This is a genomic window from Primorskyibacter sp. S87 (genome assembly GCF_049801055.1).
Lineage (GTDB): Bacteria > Pseudomonadota > Alphaproteobacteria > Rhodobacterales > Rhodobacteraceae > JBNAGF01.
Genome location: NZ_JBNAGF010000014.1, coordinates 1 through 15,782 on the forward strand (window position 1 = coordinate 1; position 15,782 = coordinate 15,782).

Annotated in this window: 17 protein-coding genes and 1 pseudogene; 7 read left to right on the forward strand and 11 right to left on the reverse strand. The window is 57.9% G+C overall.

Annotated elements, in window-relative coordinates; all coding sequences use genetic code 11:
* Positions 1-111: 111 nt before the first annotated feature.
* The 3 genes from tuf to ACP15U_RS19035 all read right to left on the reverse strand — a co-directional run bounded on the left by tuf (position 112) and on the right by ACP15U_RS19035 (position 4,440).
* Positions 112-1,287, reverse strand: a complete 1,176-nt coding sequence (gene tuf / locus ACP15U_RS19025; protein WP_425045001.1) for an elongation factor Tu — start codon at positions 1,285-1,287, stop codon at positions 112-114.
* Between the two features lie 111 nt (positions 1,288-1,398).
* The gene (locus ACP15U_RS19030) at positions 1,399-1,974 is read right to left on the reverse strand and encodes a hypothetical protein (protein ID WP_425046605.1); all 576 of its coding nucleotides are present in this window, start codon (positions 1,972-1,974) and stop codon (positions 1,399-1,401) included.
* A gap of 117 nt (positions 1,975-2,091) precedes the next feature.
* Positions 2,092-4,440 carry a DNA topoisomerase IV subunit A gene (locus tag ACP15U_RS19035; RefSeq protein ID WP_425046606.1) on the reverse strand — a complete coding sequence of 783 codons (2,349 nt, stop codon included), beginning with the start codon at positions 4,438-4,440 and terminating at the stop codon, positions 2,092-2,094.
* A 209-nt stretch (positions 4,441-4,649) separates the two neighbouring features.
* Here ACP15U_RS19035 and ACP15U_RS19040 point away from each other — a divergent pair, with 209 nt between their 5' ends.
* From ACP15U_RS19040 to ACP15U_RS19065, 6 genes are all read left to right on the forward strand, one after another.
* Positions 4,650-5,312, forward strand: a complete 663-nt coding sequence (locus tag ACP15U_RS19040; protein ID WP_425046607.1) for an SH3 domain-containing protein — start codon at positions 4,650-4,652, stop codon at positions 5,310-5,312.
* A gap of 79 nt (positions 5,313-5,391) precedes the next feature.
* Entirely contained in the window at positions 5,392-6,219 is an 828-nt protein-coding gene (locus tag ACP15U_RS19045; RefSeq protein ID WP_425046608.1) for an SDR family NAD(P)-dependent oxidoreductase, read from the forward strand.
* A gap of 167 nt (positions 6,220-6,386) precedes the next feature.
* On the forward strand, positions 6,387-6,593 hold the full coding sequence (locus tag ACP15U_RS19050) for a twin transmembrane helix small protein (protein WP_425046609.1): 207 nt from the start codon (positions 6,387-6,389) through the stop codon (positions 6,591-6,593).
* A 1-nt stretch (position 6,594) separates the two neighbouring features.
* A complete protein-coding gene (locus ACP15U_RS19055; RefSeq protein ID WP_425046610.1) occupies positions 6,595-7,167 on the forward strand; it encodes a cob(I)yrinic acid a,c-diamide adenosyltransferase in 573 nt (190 codons plus the stop codon).
* A gap of 258 nt (positions 7,168-7,425) precedes the next feature.
* Entirely contained in the window at positions 7,426-8,184 is a 759-nt protein-coding gene (locus ACP15U_RS19060; RefSeq protein ID WP_425046611.1) for an electron transfer flavoprotein subunit beta/FixA family protein, read from the forward strand.
* Complete coding sequence (locus ACP15U_RS19065) at positions 8,184-9,113, forward strand: electron transfer flavoprotein subunit alpha/FixB family protein (RefSeq protein ID WP_425046612.1); 930 nt, start codon at positions 8,184-8,186, stop codon at positions 9,111-9,113. The genes ACP15U_RS19060 and ACP15U_RS19065 overlap by 1 nt, the downstream gene beginning before the upstream one ends.
* 53 nt (positions 9,114-9,166) lie before the next feature.
* Here ACP15U_RS19065 and ACP15U_RS19070 read toward each other — a convergent pair whose 3' ends face one another.
* On the reverse strand, positions 9,167-9,988 hold the full coding sequence (locus tag ACP15U_RS19070; RefSeq protein ID WP_425046613.1) for a DUF6473 family protein: 822 nt from the start codon (positions 9,986-9,988) through the stop codon (positions 9,167-9,169).
* Between the two features lie 159 nt (positions 9,989-10,147).
* Between ACP15U_RS19070 and ACP15U_RS19075 the strand changes: the two genes are divergently transcribed.
* Complete coding sequence (locus ACP15U_RS19075) at positions 10,148-11,023, forward strand: 3-hydroxybutyryl-CoA dehydrogenase (RefSeq protein WP_425046614.1); 876 nt, start codon at positions 10,148-10,150, stop codon at positions 11,021-11,023.
* A gap of 103 nt (positions 11,024-11,126) precedes the next feature.
* Here the strand turns inward: ACP15U_RS19075 and ACP15U_RS19080 are convergent, their stop codons facing one another.
* From ACP15U_RS19080 to ACP15U_RS19110, 7 genes and pseudogenes are all read right to left on the reverse strand, one after another.
* Positions 11,127-12,020: a lysophospholipid acyltransferase family protein gene (locus tag ACP15U_RS19080; protein ID WP_425046615.1), complete on the reverse strand. Its 894-nt coding sequence runs from the start codon at positions 12,018-12,020 to the stop codon at positions 11,127-11,129.
* Positions 12,021-12,057: 37 nt separating this feature from the next.
* On the reverse strand, positions 12,058-12,327 hold the full coding sequence (locus ACP15U_RS19085) for an HPr family phosphocarrier protein (RefSeq protein ID WP_425046616.1): 270 nt from the start codon (positions 12,325-12,327) through the stop codon (positions 12,058-12,060).
* A 13-nt stretch (positions 12,328-12,340) separates the two neighbouring features.
* Complete coding sequence (locus ACP15U_RS19090; RefSeq protein WP_425046617.1) at positions 12,341-12,736, reverse strand: PTS sugar transporter subunit IIA; 396 nt, start codon at positions 12,734-12,736, stop codon at positions 12,341-12,343.
* Positions 12,733-13,629: an RNase adapter RapZ gene (rapZ, locus tag ACP15U_RS19095; RefSeq protein ID WP_425046618.1), complete on the reverse strand. Its 897-nt coding sequence runs from the start codon at positions 13,627-13,629 to the stop codon at positions 12,733-12,735. Before rapZ ends, ACP15U_RS19090 begins: the two co-directional genes overlap by 4 nt.
* The gene (locus ACP15U_RS19100; RefSeq protein ID WP_425046742.1) at positions 13,626-13,850 is read right to left on the reverse strand and encodes a hypothetical protein; all 225 of its coding nucleotides are present in this window, start codon (positions 13,848-13,850) and stop codon (positions 13,626-13,628) included. Before ACP15U_RS19100 ends, rapZ begins: the two co-directional genes overlap by 4 nt.
* Positions 13,851-13,874: 24 nt before the next feature.
* Positions 13,875-14,060, reverse strand: a pseudogene (locus tag ACP15U_RS19105) (HPr kinase/phosphorylase); the annotation flags it as partial.
* 3 nt (positions 14,061-14,063) lie between these two features.
* Entirely contained in the window at positions 14,064-15,761 is a 1,698-nt protein-coding gene (locus ACP15U_RS19110) for a sensor histidine kinase (protein WP_425046738.1), read from the reverse strand.
* Between the last annotated feature and the right edge of the window lie 21 nt (positions 15,762-15,782).

Consider the following 15,782-nt stretch of genomic DNA (forward strand, 5'->3'; position numbering starts at 1 on the left):
AAGGAAAAGGCCGCCCCGTGTGGGACGGCCTTTCCAATTGTCTCACCGTGTTGCTCTCGGCAGATTTTCCTTTGGAAGATCGCCTGCCGCAACCAGGCGCGCTAGCGCGCCTTACTCGACGATTTTCGACACCACGCCAGCGCCGACGGTGCGGCCACCTTCGCGGATGGCGAAGCGCAGGCCGTTTTCCATGGCGATCGGCGCGATCAGCTCAACGCCAAACGACACGTTGTCGCCCGGCATAACCATCTCGGTGCCTTCGGCCAGGGTCACGGTGCCGGTCACGTCCGTGGTCCGGAAGTAGAACTGTGGACGGTAGTTCGCGAAGAACGGGGTGTGACGGCCGCCCTCTTCCTTGGTCAGGATATAGGCTTCGGCTTCGAACTTGGTGTGCGGTGTAACCGAACCCGGCTTACACAGAACCTGACCACGCTCAACACCGTCACGGTCAACGCCACGCAGCAGCGCGCCGATGTTGTCGCCCGCTTCGCCGCGGTCCAGCAGCTTGCGGAACATTTCCACGCCGGTGCAGGTGGTCTTGGTGGTGTCGCGGATGCCAACGATTTCAATCTCGTCGCCAACATTGATCACGCCACGCTCGACACGACCGGTCACAACGGTGCCGCGGCCCGAGATCGAGAACACGTCTTCGATCGGCATCAGGAACGGCTGGTCAACAGCACGCTCAGGGGTGTCGATGTAGTCATCAACAGCCGCCATCAGTTCCTTGATCTTCTCTTCGCCGATCTCCGGGTTGTTGCCTTCCATCGCCGCCAGAGCCGAACCCGCGATGATCGGGATATCGTCGCCGGGGTAGTCGTAGCTGGACAGCAGTTCGCGAACTTCCATCTCAACCAGTTCCAGAAGCTCTTCGTCGTCAACCTGGTCAACTTTGTTCAGGAACACAACCATCTTCGGGATGCCAACCTGGCGGCCCAGCAGGATGTGCTCGCGGGTCTGCGGCATCGGGCCGTCAGCGGCGTTCACAACCAGAATCGCGCCGTCCATCTGGGCAGCACCGGTGATCATGTTCTTGACGTAGTCGGCGTGGCCGGGGCAGTCGACATGCGCATAGTGGCGGTTGTCGGTCTCATACTCAACATGCGCCGTCGAGATGGTGATGCCGCGCGCCTTCTCTTCCGGCGCACCGTCAATCTGGTCATACGCCTTGAAGTCGCCAAAATACTTGGTGATTGCCGCGGTCAGCGTCGTCTTGCCGTGGTCAACGTGGCCAATCGTGCCAATGTTGACGTGCGGTTTTGTACGCTCAAACTTTTCCTTTGCCATTCTCTAGGCGCCCTTTTTGAACTGAGTGGTCCGTATGAACCAGTTTCCTACTGCGCGCGCGACATATTGGGTTCCATGAGGAAAATCAAGTATGTCGTGCAGATATCCGGCTCAACTGTTCTGGTCGGCGATTTCCGAGCCCGGTGACTCGACCGGATCGAACCAGCCGTTCTCCTTGTGCTCCTCTGCCAGCCACTCCTCGATCCGATCGGCGATCTTCAGAGACAACCCGCTCATCTGCTCTTCCTTGGTGCGCGCATGCCCCGAGCCCAAGACAGCGCTGGATCTGGTTGTGTCCTCCAGAACCTGCATCTGGACAGCCTTAGCCAGGTATTTTTTCTGCGCGACATCGTAAACCGTCACCCGAACCACAGCCGTGCTCTTGGGGTTATAGACCACGGGCACACCTTCGGGCGCCAGCATGTAACCTTCGAGACTGACACCAAGATCATACTCCTGAGCGCCGTCATAGCGGCCAAGCCGGACGTTCATCGCATTCTCGATTGCCGCGACCCATTCCTGCGGTGTTGCGCTGCGAGAGACCGGGCCTTTGACCGCCTTTTCCGCGAAGACGTAGTTCACCCTCAACTTGAAGGCGCCCATTTGCTCGGGGGGTTCATTAACCAGGGTTGGAGAACAGGCAACCAGCGCAAACAGGCCGGCCATCAGGGTCAGAATTCGGATCATGGTCACGTCTCGACAGGTCTTGTTTGCACAGGACATAGAACACTGCGGGCCTGCGTGCAAATAGCAGCCGGTCCGGACTTGGCATCTATCCACCGACCGGAACCTGCCGGCAACAGATCAGCTGAACTTGTTCGATCGCGGGAAACCATATGGCGGCTTCTTTCCGACCCCCGCACGTTTACCCAGCCAATCGGACAGGTCAGGTTCATGCCGGGTCTTGTCACCGCCCATGGACCATTTCAGCCCTTCTTCCCAATTAAAGGTCGTGACATCCGAAAGCCCGCCATCCAATTCGAGCGTTCCCTGCCGACCGCGTGCCATATTGTATTTCTGGAGCCGCACCCCCTTGCCGCGCCCCATTTCGGGCAGTTCGGCAACCGGGAAAACAAGAAACTTGCCGTTCTCCGAAACCACGGCAACATGGTCGCCGGCAACCGGCTTGCAAATGATTGCACGCTCGTCGCCCTTTACATTGAGCACCTGCTTACCAGTTCGGGTCTGCGCAACGACATCGGATTCTGACACGACGAACCCGTTACCCGCCGAAGACGCAACCAGCAGCTTACGATCCGGTTTGTGAATCAGAATGTCCACAATCTCGGCTTCGTTCGGCAGATCGACCATCAGGCGAACCGGCTCCCCCATGCCGCGACCACCGGGCAAATTGGCGGCGCTGATCGTGTAAAGCCGGCCATTTGTGCCGAAGACCAGCAGCCGGTCGGTCGTTTCTGCGTGGAAGATGAAGCGCGGGCCGTCACCATCCTTGAACTTCAACTCGCGCTTGAGGTCGATATGTCCGGTCATGGCGCGGATCCAGCCCATTTGCGAACAGACAACCGTGATCGGCTCACGATCAATCATCGCTTCGAGAGGCACTTCCTCAACTTCGCCCGCCTCAGCGAAACGGGACCGCCGGGCGCCGCCTTCATATTCCTTGCCGAAGGTCTTTTTGGTTTCCTTCAACTGCTCTGAAATGCGGGTCCATTGCAGGCCGTCATCGGCCAGAAGATCCTCGATGTTTGCACGCTCCTCCATCAGGGCATCGCGTTCTCGGACCAATTCCATTTCTTCGAGCCGGCGCAGGCTGCGCAGGCGCATGTTGAGGATTGCGTCCACCTGCACTTCGGACAGTTCACCCTCACCCGGCGGCGGCGAGACATAGTCAGCCTCGTTCAGTGCACGGGTATAGTCGCGGCTCCAGTCCTCGCGGATCAATGCCGCCTTTGGATCCTCGTCATACCGAATAATGTCGATCACTCGATCCAGATTCAGGAACGCGACGATAAAACCTTCGAGAACTTCAAGCCGGTGGTCGATCTTGCCAAGCCGGTGCCGGGACCGGCGCAGAAGGACCTCTTGCCGGTGATCCAGAAAAGCGCGCAGCACCTCTTTCAACGAACAGACCTTGGGGGTTACCCCGTCGATCAGCACGTTCATATTCAGTGAGAAACGCACTTCCAGATCCGAGTTGCGATAGAGCATCCCCATCAGAACATCCGGATCGACGTTCTTTGATCTCGGTTCCAAAACCATCCGAATGTCGTCAGCCGATTCATCCCGGATATCGGCAAGAATCGGCACTTTCTTGGTCTGGATCAGTTCGGCGATCTTTTCGATCAACCGGGATTTTTGCACCTGGTAGGGGATCTCGGTGACTACAATCTGCCACTGCCCCCGCCCGAGATCCTCAATCTCGTATTTGCAGCGCAATCTGAACGAGCCGCGACCAGTACGGTAGGCCTGCGCAATACTCTCCTTGGGTTCGACGATGATACCGCCGGTCGGAAAATCAGGCCCCGGCACGTAATTCAACAACGTGTCATCTCGCGCGTCAGGCGTCTTGATCAGATGCAGACAGGCATCGCAGAGCTCGGCAATATTGTGCGGCGGAATGTTGGTTGCCATGCCGACGGCAATTCCGCTGGAACCATTGGCCAGCAAATTGGGAAACTGCGCAGGCAGAACCACCGGTTCCGTAAGGGTTCCGTCGTAGTTATCACGAAAATCAACCGCGTCTTCGTTCAACCCTTCCAGAAGCGCCTCGGCGACGATGGTCATCCGAGCTTCCGTGTATCGGCTGGCAGCCGGATTATCACCGTCGATGTTTCCGAAATTGCCCTGCCCGTCGACCAGCGGGTATCGCACGTTAAAGTCTTGCGCGAGCCTCGCCATGGCGTCGTAAATCGCCGCGTCCCCGTGCGGGTGATAGTTGCCCATAACGTCGCCAGAGATCTTTGCGGACTTGCGGAAACCACCCCCAGCGGTGAGTCGCAGTTCACGCATTGCGAACAATATGCGCCTGTGGACCGGCTTTAATCCGTCTCGGGCATCAGGCAATGCGCGGTGCATGATCGTTGAAAGCGCATATGTCAGGTAGCGCTCGCCAATCGCCCGGCGCAGTGGTTCGGCAATCTCTGCCCCGTTGTCCGAGGGCTCCATGTTGGGGTCGTCTACGATATCCGTCATAGATGATGTGATACGCCGCCCGTGCGGCGGGGTAAAGCAAGAGGGCTCACTGAACCGCTAATTTTCCAACACGACGGCCCGAATGACTACAGGTGGGAGAAGTTATGATAACTTCCCCGTCATTCGACTTGAATGCCGCTTTATGCTACTCTGTCAGTGGGGTTTCTGCGGCTGATCTATCGGCATTGTTGATTGTATTGGAGGGCGCTATGCACAAGCGCTATGTATTTTTGTCATTTGTTTTCATGGGCTGGGGTTTCTACGAACTTAGCGGCGGCAATGATTTTGAACCGCGTGGAATTCGAATACCGAGCGCCGAAAAGCAAGCCACCGCACCCGCCCGTCCAAAACCTGCTGCGCAGTTGGTGCAGGTTCGCGCGGACACTCTGGTTGCCCGCCCGGTTCTGAAATCCCGGACCGATCAGGTGCGCAAAGCTCAGGCCGAGCCCGAACCGGAGCCAGAAATCACCGAAGCCGAGGCGGCGGCCCGCTTGGCACAGGTCCGAGCCAGTCTCAGTTCGGGGCTGGAGTTCTTCCCGCAGGAAGGTGGGGCCAATTTTCGGCTGGCATCATTGGAACAAGGCGCCCTGTCGCTGGAAACCACGAATCCCGAGCCCGAAAGCACATCTGAGAGCACAGCTATCACGACAGAACTCTCAGAGCCTGAGCCCGATATCCGAGAGGTCACAGGCACTCGCGTGAATATGCGCGACGGGCCGGGCACGATTTATCCGGTCGTGGCTCGACTTAACATCGGCCGGGAAGTCGAAGTTCTGGGAGATTCAGGCACAGGCTGGCTGCGGCTGCGGGTTCTGCCCGAGCGCCAGATTGGCTGGATCGCTTCCTCGCTTGTCAGCAAGAAGGTGCGTTGACCTGCCCCTAACCCGTTGCTTCAAGAACGTTTGGCGGTCATAGCTTGGTTCGACGGCAATGCACCATCGGGCAGGACACATGCAAAAAACCATCCTAATTACCGGATGCTCGTCTGGCATCGGCCGCGACGCGGCACATGGGATGCGCGAACGGGGATGGACGGTCTTTGCATCCTGCCGGAGTCAGGTCGATTGCGACCGATTGAGGGCGCAGGGATTTGCAAGCCCTCGAATCGACTACACCGACCCGGACACGATCACCTCCGGTCTTGGCGAAGTTCTGAAAAGCACCGGCGGCACACTTGATGCGTTGTTCAACAACGGCGCCCATGGATTTCCCGGCGCAGTCGAAGATATCCCACTCGAGGGATTGCGGGCGATATTCGAAACCAATGTGTTTGGATGGCACGAGCTGACCCGACAGGTGATCCCGGTCATGCGGGCCCAGGGCCATGGTCGAATCGTGCAGAATTCATCGGTTCTCGGCTTGGTCGCTTTTCCGTGGCGTGGCGCGTATGCCGCCACGAAATATGCCATCGAAGGATTGACGGACACGCTGCGCCTTGAACTGGCAGGCAGCGGAATTCAGATTTCATTGATCGAACCCGGCCCGGTTTCGACGAAGCTTCGAAAAAATGCACTGCCGATCTTTGAACGCTACGTCGACTGGGAAAACTCTGCCTTGCGCACGAAGTACGAGGAAACGCTTATCAAGCGACTCTATGGCAGTTCAGGGCCGGATCCGTTCGAGCTGCCTCCGTCATCTGTCACGAAACGGCTTGCCCACGCTTGTGAGGCGCGGCGCCCACGCCCGCGATACTACGTCACCACACCGGCTTACGTCGCCGGCTACCTGCGACGGGTGCTACCGACCCGCGCAATCGACCGGATCCTATCGCGCATCTGAGACGAAAATTCCTGTTCGCTTTGCCGTCAGGTGCCGCTAAAGCGGACAGCAAGACCGGAGATTCGCCGCCCCTGCCCGTTGCTCGAACATGCTGGGCGGCGCCCTAAGTCTCCACATGAACACGCAATGAAAATGCTCTCGCCGAATTCTCAGGAAGGACCGGCAAAATGACCAACATAGTTTTCATACTGATGATCGTGGCGATGCTTGCCGTCGTTGTCGTGCTGATGATCGGCGTCGGCGGCTTCGCCCAAGGCGGCAAGTTCAACGCCAAGTACGGCAACAAGATGATGCGCCTTCGGATCATCATGCAGGCCATCGCAGTCGTGCTGATCGTTCTCTTTGTCTATCTCCGCAATCAGGGTGTCTCTTAAAATGGTGGTCCTGAACAAGATTTACACACGTACCGGCGACAAGGGACAAACCGCGCTTGGGAATGGCGACCGCGTTGCCAAGTTTTCGGCTCGGGTCGCGGCTTATGGCACTGTGGATGAACTGAATTCCTTTGCCGGTGTCGCCCGGCTCGCCGCCAAAGATGATCTGAATGCAGCCCTTGCCCGGATCCAGAACGATTTGTTCGATCTTGGTGCAGATCTGTGCCGGCCTGATCTCGACAAGGACGCCGAGGCCGAATACCCGCCCCTGCGCGTGATATCCGATCAGGTCGATCGGCTGGAGCAGGAAATCGATGGCATGAATCGCGATCTCGAACCTTTGCGCAGCTTCATTCTGCCCGGTGGATCAGCACTGGCCGCGCATCTTCACGTCTGCCGCACCGTTGCCCGCCGAGCCGAAAGGCTGGCAGTGGAATTGTCCACCCAAGAAGAAATCAACCCAGTGGCGATCACGTATCTCAACCGCCTCAGCGATTGGTTTTTTGTAGCAGCTCGAACAGCCAACAACGGCGGCAACGATGACGTGCTTTGGGTTCCGGGCGCAAACCACTGACCGCTGAGGCCTTTGCGAATCCTGTTCAGCTGGCCCCTGCGGCGTTTTTCGGCGGCGATTGCAAACCGGGCTCGGTCGATGTCGTCGCGCGAAACATTCTTGCAAAGATCACGCGTCAAGGGACGAAACGCGACGTCTGCGATACATAACGTGACGATTTTGCCCTGTTGCCGGGAAGTCCCGTTCGGTATCAACACGTCGAGAGCGTAAGGGAGAGTCGCTGAGCGGCTTGCCGTTTTGTTAAGGAGAGACCGCAGAATGAAGGTACTTGTGCCTGTCAAGCGTGTGATTGACTACAACGTGAAGGTTCGCGTCAAAGCGGACGGAAGCGGAGTCGATCTTGCTAACGTGAAAATGTCGATGAACCCCTTCGATGAGATCGCTGTCGAAGAAGCCATCCGTCTGAAAGAAGCCGGCAAAGCCGAAGAGGTCGTGGTCGTATCGATCGGCGTGAAGCAGGCGCAGGAAACGCTACGCACCGCTCTGGCGATGGGTGCGGATCGCGCGATCCTCGTGGTCGCCGCCGAGGACGTCCACACCGATGTCGAGCCGCTCGCGGTTGCCAAGATCCTTGCCAAGGTTGTCGAGGAAGAGCAGCCGGGCGTCGTGCTCTGCGGCAAGCAGGCGATCGACAACGACATGAACGCCACCGGCCAGATGCTTTCGGCGTTGCTGGGATGGTCGCAAGGTACCTTTGCGTCTGAACTGGACATCGAAGGTGATACCGCAAAAGTCACGCGTGAGGTGGATGGCGGTCTGCAGACGATCTCGGTCAAGATGCCGACCATTGTCACAGTCGACCTGCGCCTGAACGAACCGCGCTATGCCTCGCTGCCGAACATCATGAAGGCCAAGAAAAAGCCGCTGGATGAAAAGACAGCTGCCGACTACGGCGTCGATGTCTCGCCACGGCTTGAGGTCGTCAAGACCGAGGAACCGCCTGCACGTGCCGCCGGCATCATCGTCGGCTCGGTTGATGAGCTGGTTGAGAAACTGAAAGAAGCGGGGGCTGTGTAATGGCTGTTCTTCTCCTTGCCGAAGTGAACAATGGTGAGCTGGCTGTCGACGCCACCGCCAAGGCATTGACCGCCGCTAAGCAGATGGGCGACGTGACCGTTCTGTGTGCCGGTGCATCCGCCGCGGCCGCCGGTGATGCAGCTGCCAAGCTAGACGGAGTTGCCAAGGTGTTGGTTGCCGAGGATGCCTCGCTGGGACATCGTCTGGCGGAAGCGACAGCGGACCTGATCGTAAGCCTTGCAGGCGATTACGAGCATATCGTTGCACCCGCCACCACCGACGCCAAGAATGTCATGCCGCGCGTTGCAGCGCTGCTGGACGTCATGGTGATCTCGGATGCATCTGGCGTGGTGGACGGCTCGACCTTCGAGCGCCCGATCTACGCTGGTAACGCGGTTCAGACCGTCAAGTCAGGCGACGCCAAGAAAGTCGTCACCATCCGCACCTCGACCTTTGATGCGGCCGGTGAAGGCGGTTCTGCCTCGGTCGAAACCGTGTCGGTTGGCGCCAACCCCGGCCTGTCGGAATGGGTCGAAGACAAGGTCGCCGAAAGCGATCGTCCCGAGCTGACTTCGGCTGGTGTCGTTGTCTCCGGCGGTCGCGGTGTTGGTTCCGAAGACGACTTCAAATTGATCGAAGGCCTTGCTGACAAGCTCGGTGCCGCAGTCGGTGCCTCGCGTGCCGCCGTCGACTCGGGCTATGCGCCCAACGACTGGCAGGTTGGTCAGACCGGTAAAGTCGTCGCGCCGGAACTGTATATCGCGGTCGGTATCTCGGGTGCAATTCAGCACCTCGCCGGCATGAAGGACAGCAAAATCATTGTCGCGATCAACAAAGACGAAGAAGCACCTATCTTCCAGGTTGCCGATTTCGGACTGGTTGCCGACTTGTTCCAGGCTGTTCCGGAACTGACCGAAAAACTCGGCTGATCCAACTCCGTCAAAGCATCGCGAAAAGGCCCGCCACAGGCGGGCCTGTTTCATTACAGCAGGGGGCGCAATTCCTGCACTAGAGTATCGGCGACAACCGCGTGTGTCGCAGGACCAATGATATGACTGGCGGCCGGGGCCTGCATTGGGCCAAACACCATTTTTGAGAGATCGCCGCTTTCGCCTGCAGCCCGAACGGAAAAACGGATCAACTTGCAGGCATCGAACTTCAGCTCTTCCAGCATGCCTTCCTGCACCAATAGAGGATCGGCCCCCAACGCGCCGGTGCCATTCAGATCGTCTTGGTATTTTAGCCAGAGCAAAACCGTCCGGTTGTCAATTGTCCGCAACAACAGGCGCATACGGCTGACCCAGGCCGCGCGCAATTCCTCGCGAACGGCTTGGAACCTTTCATCAGAAACTGATCGCAATGCACCAAGCATATGCTTGTTAAAATGGAACTCTGTGAAGTCGACCTCCGGGTAAATGGCCTTCAGGCTCGGAGAGGCTGCAAGAAACCTGTCATTCCGGCGTGGATGTACGCGGTAAAGGCGGTTTGACAGGTTCTGCGCCGCAGGGATCTGCAACACCACAAGTTCTGCGCCCTGTGCAATTCGAAGAAGCTCGGCCTCTTGCACAAAGGTATCCAATCCGGAGTCGACGCTGCCAAGGTTGATGCAGACTTGCCCCAACTCAGTCTCGACCAGATCGACGAATGGCCTCTCAACAAACTTTCCGTAAGTCTCCGTTCCTCCGACAAACGCCACATATGGTTGTGTCAGCGATCGTTTTGGACCACGAAACCGAAGCTTGGAGTTCCCGTAGGCACAATATTCCTGTTCCGGCGCCACAGCGCCATGCTTGTGATAGCTCATATCACCCACCATCAGATTTCACCCGCCCTTAGCGTGGCGCCAAGGCGTTGCGATTCGGCTAATGCGCGGATTTGCATCAAACTGTTGGTGTCGGTCCCTCTTGTCCCGGTCACCCGCCTACCGATATGGTCTGGCGAACTTGCTAGGAAAGGCAGATTGATGGGCATTCAGAAAGTCGGGGTGATCGGAGCGGGACAGATGGGCAATGGCATTGCCCATGTGTTGGCGCTGGCCGAATATGATGTGGTTCTGAACGACGTCAATCAGCAGTCGCTGGACGCGGCAACCACCCTGATTCAAAAGAATCTCGATCGTCAGGCGTCGCGCGGTAAGATATCTGAGGCGGATGTTGCTGCCGCAATGGGCCGGATCTCGACCACTTTGAACTTGCCGGATATCGGAGACACGGATCTTGTGATCGAAGCCGCGACCGAACGGGAAACCGTCAAGCAGGCGATTTTCGAAGATCTTCAGCCGCATCTCAAGCCTAGCACCATCCTGACTTCGAACACGTCTTCGATCTCGATCACCCGACTGGCCAGCCGCACGGATCGCCCGGAGCGGTTTATGGGTTTCCATTTCATGAACCCCGTTCCTGTGATGCAACTGGTCGAATTGATCCGCGGTATTGCCACTGACGAAGCTACCTATGACGCCTGCAAGGAAGTCGTCGACCGATTGGGCAAGACGGCTGCCAGTGCCGAGGATTTTCCGGCCTTCATCGTGAACCGGATCCTGATGCCGATGATCAACGAGGCGGTCTACACCTTGTACGAAGGTGTGGGCAGTGTGCAGTCCATTGATCAGTCGATGAAACTGGGCGCCAACCACCCGATGGGTCCACTGGAGCTTGCTGATTTCATCGGGTTGGATACATGCTTGGCGATCATGAACGTTCTGCATGACGGCCTGGCTGACACCAAATACCGCCCCTGCCCGCTGTTGACGAAATATGTCGAAGCGGGATGGCTGGGTCGAAAGACGCAGCGCGGATTTTACGACTATCGCGGAGAAATTCCGGTTCCTACCCGGTGACCAAACGACGCCCATCGCCAACAAACAGGCATGTGATCAGGATAGATCAATGAGCCGGTCCGCCGGCCCGGCCTTCCAATCGGTCAGCTCGGATCGCGATGTTTCAAGAGGCTTCTTGCTTGCCCAACGCTAGCGTGTGCTCCCTCAACCACGCCATGAACCCACGCGGATCTTTCTCCAGAAGTTCCATATCGGCGTCCGATATCGGCTCACCGATAACCGGGCTTTGCGGCTTGTTGCAGGAGCGCACGATCTCGTGCAGAAGCAACCCCTGTCGCAGGATTGGCGATACGCGGTTGGCGATCTGATACCATCGGGAATTCGAACCGGGGAAAAAGATTGGGACCACGCGGGCACCTGACCGGCGGATCATCTTCGCTGTGAACACGTTCCATTCCTGTTCGACTGCGGGGCCAAACCAGCTATCCGAAGACATGACCACCCCAGAAGGGAACAGAGCCACAACCCCGCCATTTTTAAGATGGTCCATGGCATTCGAACGCATCTCCAGCATCTTCTGCTGCGCCTCGGGGTCATGCGGGAAGGGCACCGGGATCATGAAGGAGGTAGCTGCCTCATCAAGCCCGGTCAGCACCGACCGGGTCAGGATCCGGTAATCCAGACGCACCCGGCCAATGAGATCGGCAAAGATCATCCCGTCGACCATCCCGTGCGGGTGATTTGCCACCACAACAACCGGCCCATCCGCAGGTATGTTCCGGATCTGCTCTTCGGGCGTGAGCAGATCGATGCCCATGGTGTTCAATGCGCCGCGCCAGAATTTTTGCCCACGATACTTGTCGTTCTGCTTCTCGAACGCGCTGACCATACGAAGAATCGTCAGTTTGCCCGTGCACCACTCGATCGCGCGTATCGCAAACGACGTCCACGGGTCATCGAAAGAGTTCGCATAAGTCAGTGTCCGGCGATCATAGATCTCGCCCTGGTCGGGCTTAGCCGCCACATGCGCCTTGTTGTTCTGCGCGGTGTCCGCCACGTTGTTCGTCCTGTTTTCTGCTCCGGGTCGGACCGTATCAGAAGCCCTCTCCGAACTTGTCCGCGACCAGCGTTTCCAGCGCCTCTGCGAGCGCCTCAGCATCTGGGCCGGACGTTTGAACGTCAATAGTCGTTCCCTTCGATGCTGCCAACATCAAAAGCCCCATAATGCTGTCACCCGATGCAGAAAGTCCGTCGCGTGAGATTTCCGCATTGGCGTCGAAACCCTCGACCACTTCGACCAGTTTAGCCGAAGCGCGGGCATGAAGCCCCTTTTCGTTCACGATTTTGAGCGTGCGCTGTGTCATGGGTATCCGTCTATCAGGTATCCGGGGAAATGTTTTGCGTATTAATGTACTTCTTTCCGGCTTCCATCGCGAAGCGAACGGCTTCGGACACCGGCAGGTCTCGGCTCTTGGCCAGTTTTATCAGCATCGGAAGGTTTGCCCCGTAAAGAATGCGGCGGTTGTCCGGAGCACATGCCCGCAGCGAAAGGTTCGAAGGGGATCCGCCGAACAGGTCCGTGACCACCACGACGCCGTCGCCGGTGTCTACCAAGTCAGCGGCGCGACAGATTTCCGCCTGCTTCTCACCCCGGTCATGATCGGCCTCAATCGCAATGGCAACCATTCCGGGTTGAACACCGACAACGTGCTCGATGGCCGACAGGTATTCTCCTGCCAGCCCACCATGCGCGACGATCACGATTCCGATCAATCCGGCCTCTTTTCAGCTGTGCGACGTTCCAGTTCGCGATGCCTTATTGACACTTGCTGACCACTTTCTGCAAGAGCCTTGGCCATGGTTTCAGCAAGCATGACAGATCGGTGTTGCCCCCCGGTACACCCGAATGCCAAGGAAAGGTGGCATTTACCCTCTTCGGAATAGGCCGGCAGCAGCATTTTGGTAAGATCCAGCACCTTTTCAAAAAATGGCTCAAATCGCGGATCTGCTGCCACATGCTCGGCCACTTGTGCATCCCGTCCGTCAAACAGGCGCAAGGATGGCTCCCAATACGGGTTTCGCAAAAAACGGCAGTCGAACACCATGTCGATGCCCCGCGGCAGGCCGCGCTTGTAGGAAAAGGATTGGATTGTCAGGGCCAGACCACGGCCGCTCTCCGACGCGAACCATCGTTCGATTTCCACGCGCAGTTGGTGAACGTTCAGCTCGGTTGTATCAATAAGCGTGTCGGCTTGATCGCGGATTGGTGCCAGAAGATCGAGTTCGCGCTGGACCCCGATACTCGGGCTTTCGGCGGGCGACATCGGATGACGCCGCCGGGTTTCTGAATAACGCCGCAGCAGGACACCGGGCCGACAATCCAGATACAGAACCGTGAGCTGAATGTCGGGACGTTCCGACAACGTTCGGATCAGTTCCAGCAGCGCCGCAGTTGAGAAATCACGGTTTCGGGTATCAACGCCCAAGGCGAGCGGACCGGTGTGCCCGGGTCCGTCCAAAAGACGTGGCATCAGGCTGAGCGGGAGATTGTCAATCGCCTCATAACCCAGATCCTCCAGCACGTTGATCGATGTCGACCTGCCCGCGCCTGACGGTCCGGTTACCAGAACAAGCTGGGTTTGCGAATGAGTGTCATGGGCCGTCATGGAATGATCTGCCGTCCTGCTTTCAGGTATTGCATCAACGCTACGGCATAATGTGGGCTTTTCACGCGGCGAAACAACGGCAGGGATTGGCCCAAAATCGTGATTTTGTGAGGTTTCGGCAGCCGTTGATCTTCCTCAACATCAAGATCGACGGCGGCATGGATGGAAACAGGCGCAACCGGTGTTGCTTTCAAAAGCCCGACGCCACGCGCTTCGATCATTCCACGTAGGGCTTCCGGAGGTTCCGCAGTCAATTGCCCTTGCTTGGACGAAACAATCACCCGGTCGTCTGCGACAAGCATGGCGCCGTATGCCATCAGTTCCAATGCCAGTGCAGATTTGCCGCTGCCAGATGCCCCGAGAATCAACAATCCACGACCGTCTTGGGCGACACAGCTGGCATGCAGGCAGGCAGCCTCCGGGCCGGTCACGGCTTAGACAGGCAGGCCCACGACAAAGCGGGCGCCCAGCGGTTCAGACGTAATATCCGCCTCTGTCGGACGGATGTTTTCGGCCCAGATCACGCCGCCATGTGCTTCGACAATCTGCTTGGAAATTGCCAGCCCAAGGCCCGAGTTGTTACCAAAATGCTCTTCGGGGCGCTGGGAGTAAAACCGCTTGAAGATCTTGGCCAGCGCCTCATCAGGAATGCCGGGGCCTGTATCTTCGACAACCACCAGAACCCTGTTTGCCCGTTTTCTGGCCCATACACGTATTGCGTCGCCATCTTCACAGAAGGAAATCGCGTTTGTGATGAGATTCACGAATACCTGTGCCAATCGGGCCTCGAGCCCGTCGATCATGACTGGTTCGGGCGGCAGGTCTGTGATGTAATCGATGCCTTTGGCCCGGGCATCTTCACCGAGATACTGGTTCAGGTTGGACAACATGGTCAGGAGATCGAAATGCTCTTCCTCCTCCTTGACCAGTTCTGCGTCCAGCCGTGAGGCGTTGGAGATGTCGCTCACCAACCGGTCCAACCGCCGCACGTCATGCTCGATCACGTCGAGCAGTTTCTCACGCTGATCCTCGCGCTTGATCATGCGGAGCGTACCAACTGCGGATTGCAAACTGGCCAGCGGATTCTTGATTTCATGTGCGACGTCAGCGGCGAATTGTTCGTTGCTGTCAATTCGCGTGTAAAGGGCACTCACCATGCCCCGTAGCGCCCGGCTGAGCCGACCGATTTCGTCCGGACGCGCTGATAGATCGGGTATCCTGATACGGCCCGGCGTTGCACGCCGGGCATTGCGGTCACGGCCCAATTCTGCGGCTTCGGCCAGATCGGCCAAGGGGTTGGCAATCGTGGAGGCCAGCACAAGGCTGAGCCCAACGGAAACGAGCAAAGCGACGACGAACATCTGCAATACTCTTTCCCGTTCGTCCCGAACAACCGCATCGATTTCGCCAGAAGGGCTGGAAACGGCTACGACTCCGACCGGATCGCCGTCCCGCATGATCGGCTGAGCGGCGACAAAGACAGTTCCACCAGCTGTTTCCAAAGCAGCTTCGACCTGATCGCCACCTGCAAGCGCTGCAGACACCAATTGCTGCAACTGTTGTTCCAGAGGTATGTCGGGCGCCGTATCCACCTGAGAGAAAATCGACGAAACGCCGTTCCACAAGGCCAGCAATGCGTCGCTGATGATTGTCTGGCTTTCAGATGCTGTATCACCCAGATCCGGCCGTGTGCCCGTAGTTCGGTCGACCAGTGCCTGCGTTGTGTCAAACACGAGCACCTCAACCCCCCGGCGCAGGCTGAGGGCTTCGAGTGTTTCGCGTACATCCACACCATCGCCGGTGGTGAGGTTCACCGGTCCACCGGCAGGAAGTTGCGCCTCAAATACGTCGGCGATCAGGCTGGCTTCGGCCATCAATGCACCGGCGCGTTGCCGAACCAGGCTATCCCGCGAGTCATTGAGGTAGAGAATACCCGAAACGAGGATGATCAGCGCGATCAGATTGAAGGTAATGATCTTGCGCGTCAGAGGCGAGCCGCGCAGCGAAAAGAAACTGCGTCTCGCACGCTTAGCCCGCAGCTCTTCGGCAACAGTGCTCTGCGGGGCAACCCAATCGTCACCCAGCACAACATCACCACTGCGATGCGCCTGTGTAGTGCCGGTATCCCGCACGCTGTCCCTTTCTTGATCGAG

What these genes read in the sequence shown, in the direction of transcription:
- tuf (WP_425045001.1), bottom strand. Translation starts at nt 1,287, where the DNA reads ATGGCAAAGGAAAAGTTTGAGCGTACAAAACCGCACGTCAACATTGGC.
- ACP15U_RS19030 (WP_425046605.1), bottom strand. Translation starts at nt 1,974, where the DNA reads ATGATCCGAATTCTGACCCTGATGGCCGGCCTGTTTGCGCTGGTTGCC.
- ACP15U_RS19035 (WP_425046606.1), bottom strand. Translation starts at nt 4,440, where the DNA reads ATGACGGATATCGTAGACGACCCCAACATGGAGCCCTCGGACAACGGG.
- ACP15U_RS19040 (WP_425046607.1), top strand. Translation starts at nt 4,650, where the DNA reads ATGCACAAGCGCTATGTATTTTTGTCATTTGTTTTCATGGGCTGGGGT.
- ACP15U_RS19045 (WP_425046608.1), top strand. Translation starts at nt 5,392, where the DNA reads ATGCAAAAAACCATCCTAATTACCGGATGCTCGTCTGGCATCGGCCGC.
- ACP15U_RS19050 (WP_425046609.1), top strand. Translation starts at nt 6,387, where the DNA reads ATGACCAACATAGTTTTCATACTGATGATCGTGGCGATGCTTGCCGTC.
- ACP15U_RS19055 (WP_425046610.1), top strand. Translation starts at nt 6,595, where the DNA reads ATGGTGGTCCTGAACAAGATTTACACACGTACCGGCGACAAGGGACAA.
- ACP15U_RS19060 (WP_425046611.1), top strand. Translation starts at nt 7,426, where the DNA reads ATGAAGGTACTTGTGCCTGTCAAGCGTGTGATTGACTACAACGTGAAG.
- ACP15U_RS19065 (WP_425046612.1), top strand. Translation starts at nt 8,184, where the DNA reads ATGGCTGTTCTTCTCCTTGCCGAAGTGAACAATGGTGAGCTGGCTGTC.
- ACP15U_RS19070 (WP_425046613.1), bottom strand. Translation starts at nt 9,988, where the DNA reads ATGAGCTATCACAAGCATGGCGCTGTGGCGCCGGAACAGGAATATTGT.
- ACP15U_RS19075 (WP_425046614.1), top strand. Translation starts at nt 10,148, where the DNA reads ATGGGCATTCAGAAAGTCGGGGTGATCGGAGCGGGACAGATGGGCAAT.
- ACP15U_RS19085 (WP_425046616.1), bottom strand. Translation starts at nt 12,327, where the DNA reads ATGACACAGCGCACGCTCAAAATCGTGAACGAAAAGGGGCTTCATGCC.
- rapZ (WP_425046618.1), bottom strand. Translation starts at nt 13,629, where the DNA reads ATGACGGCCCATGACACTCATTCGCAAACCCAGCTTGTTCTGGTAACC.
- ACP15U_RS19100 (WP_425046742.1), bottom strand. Translation starts at nt 13,850, where the DNA reads ATGATCGAAGCGCGTGGCGTCGGGCTTTTGAAAGCAACACCGGTTGCG.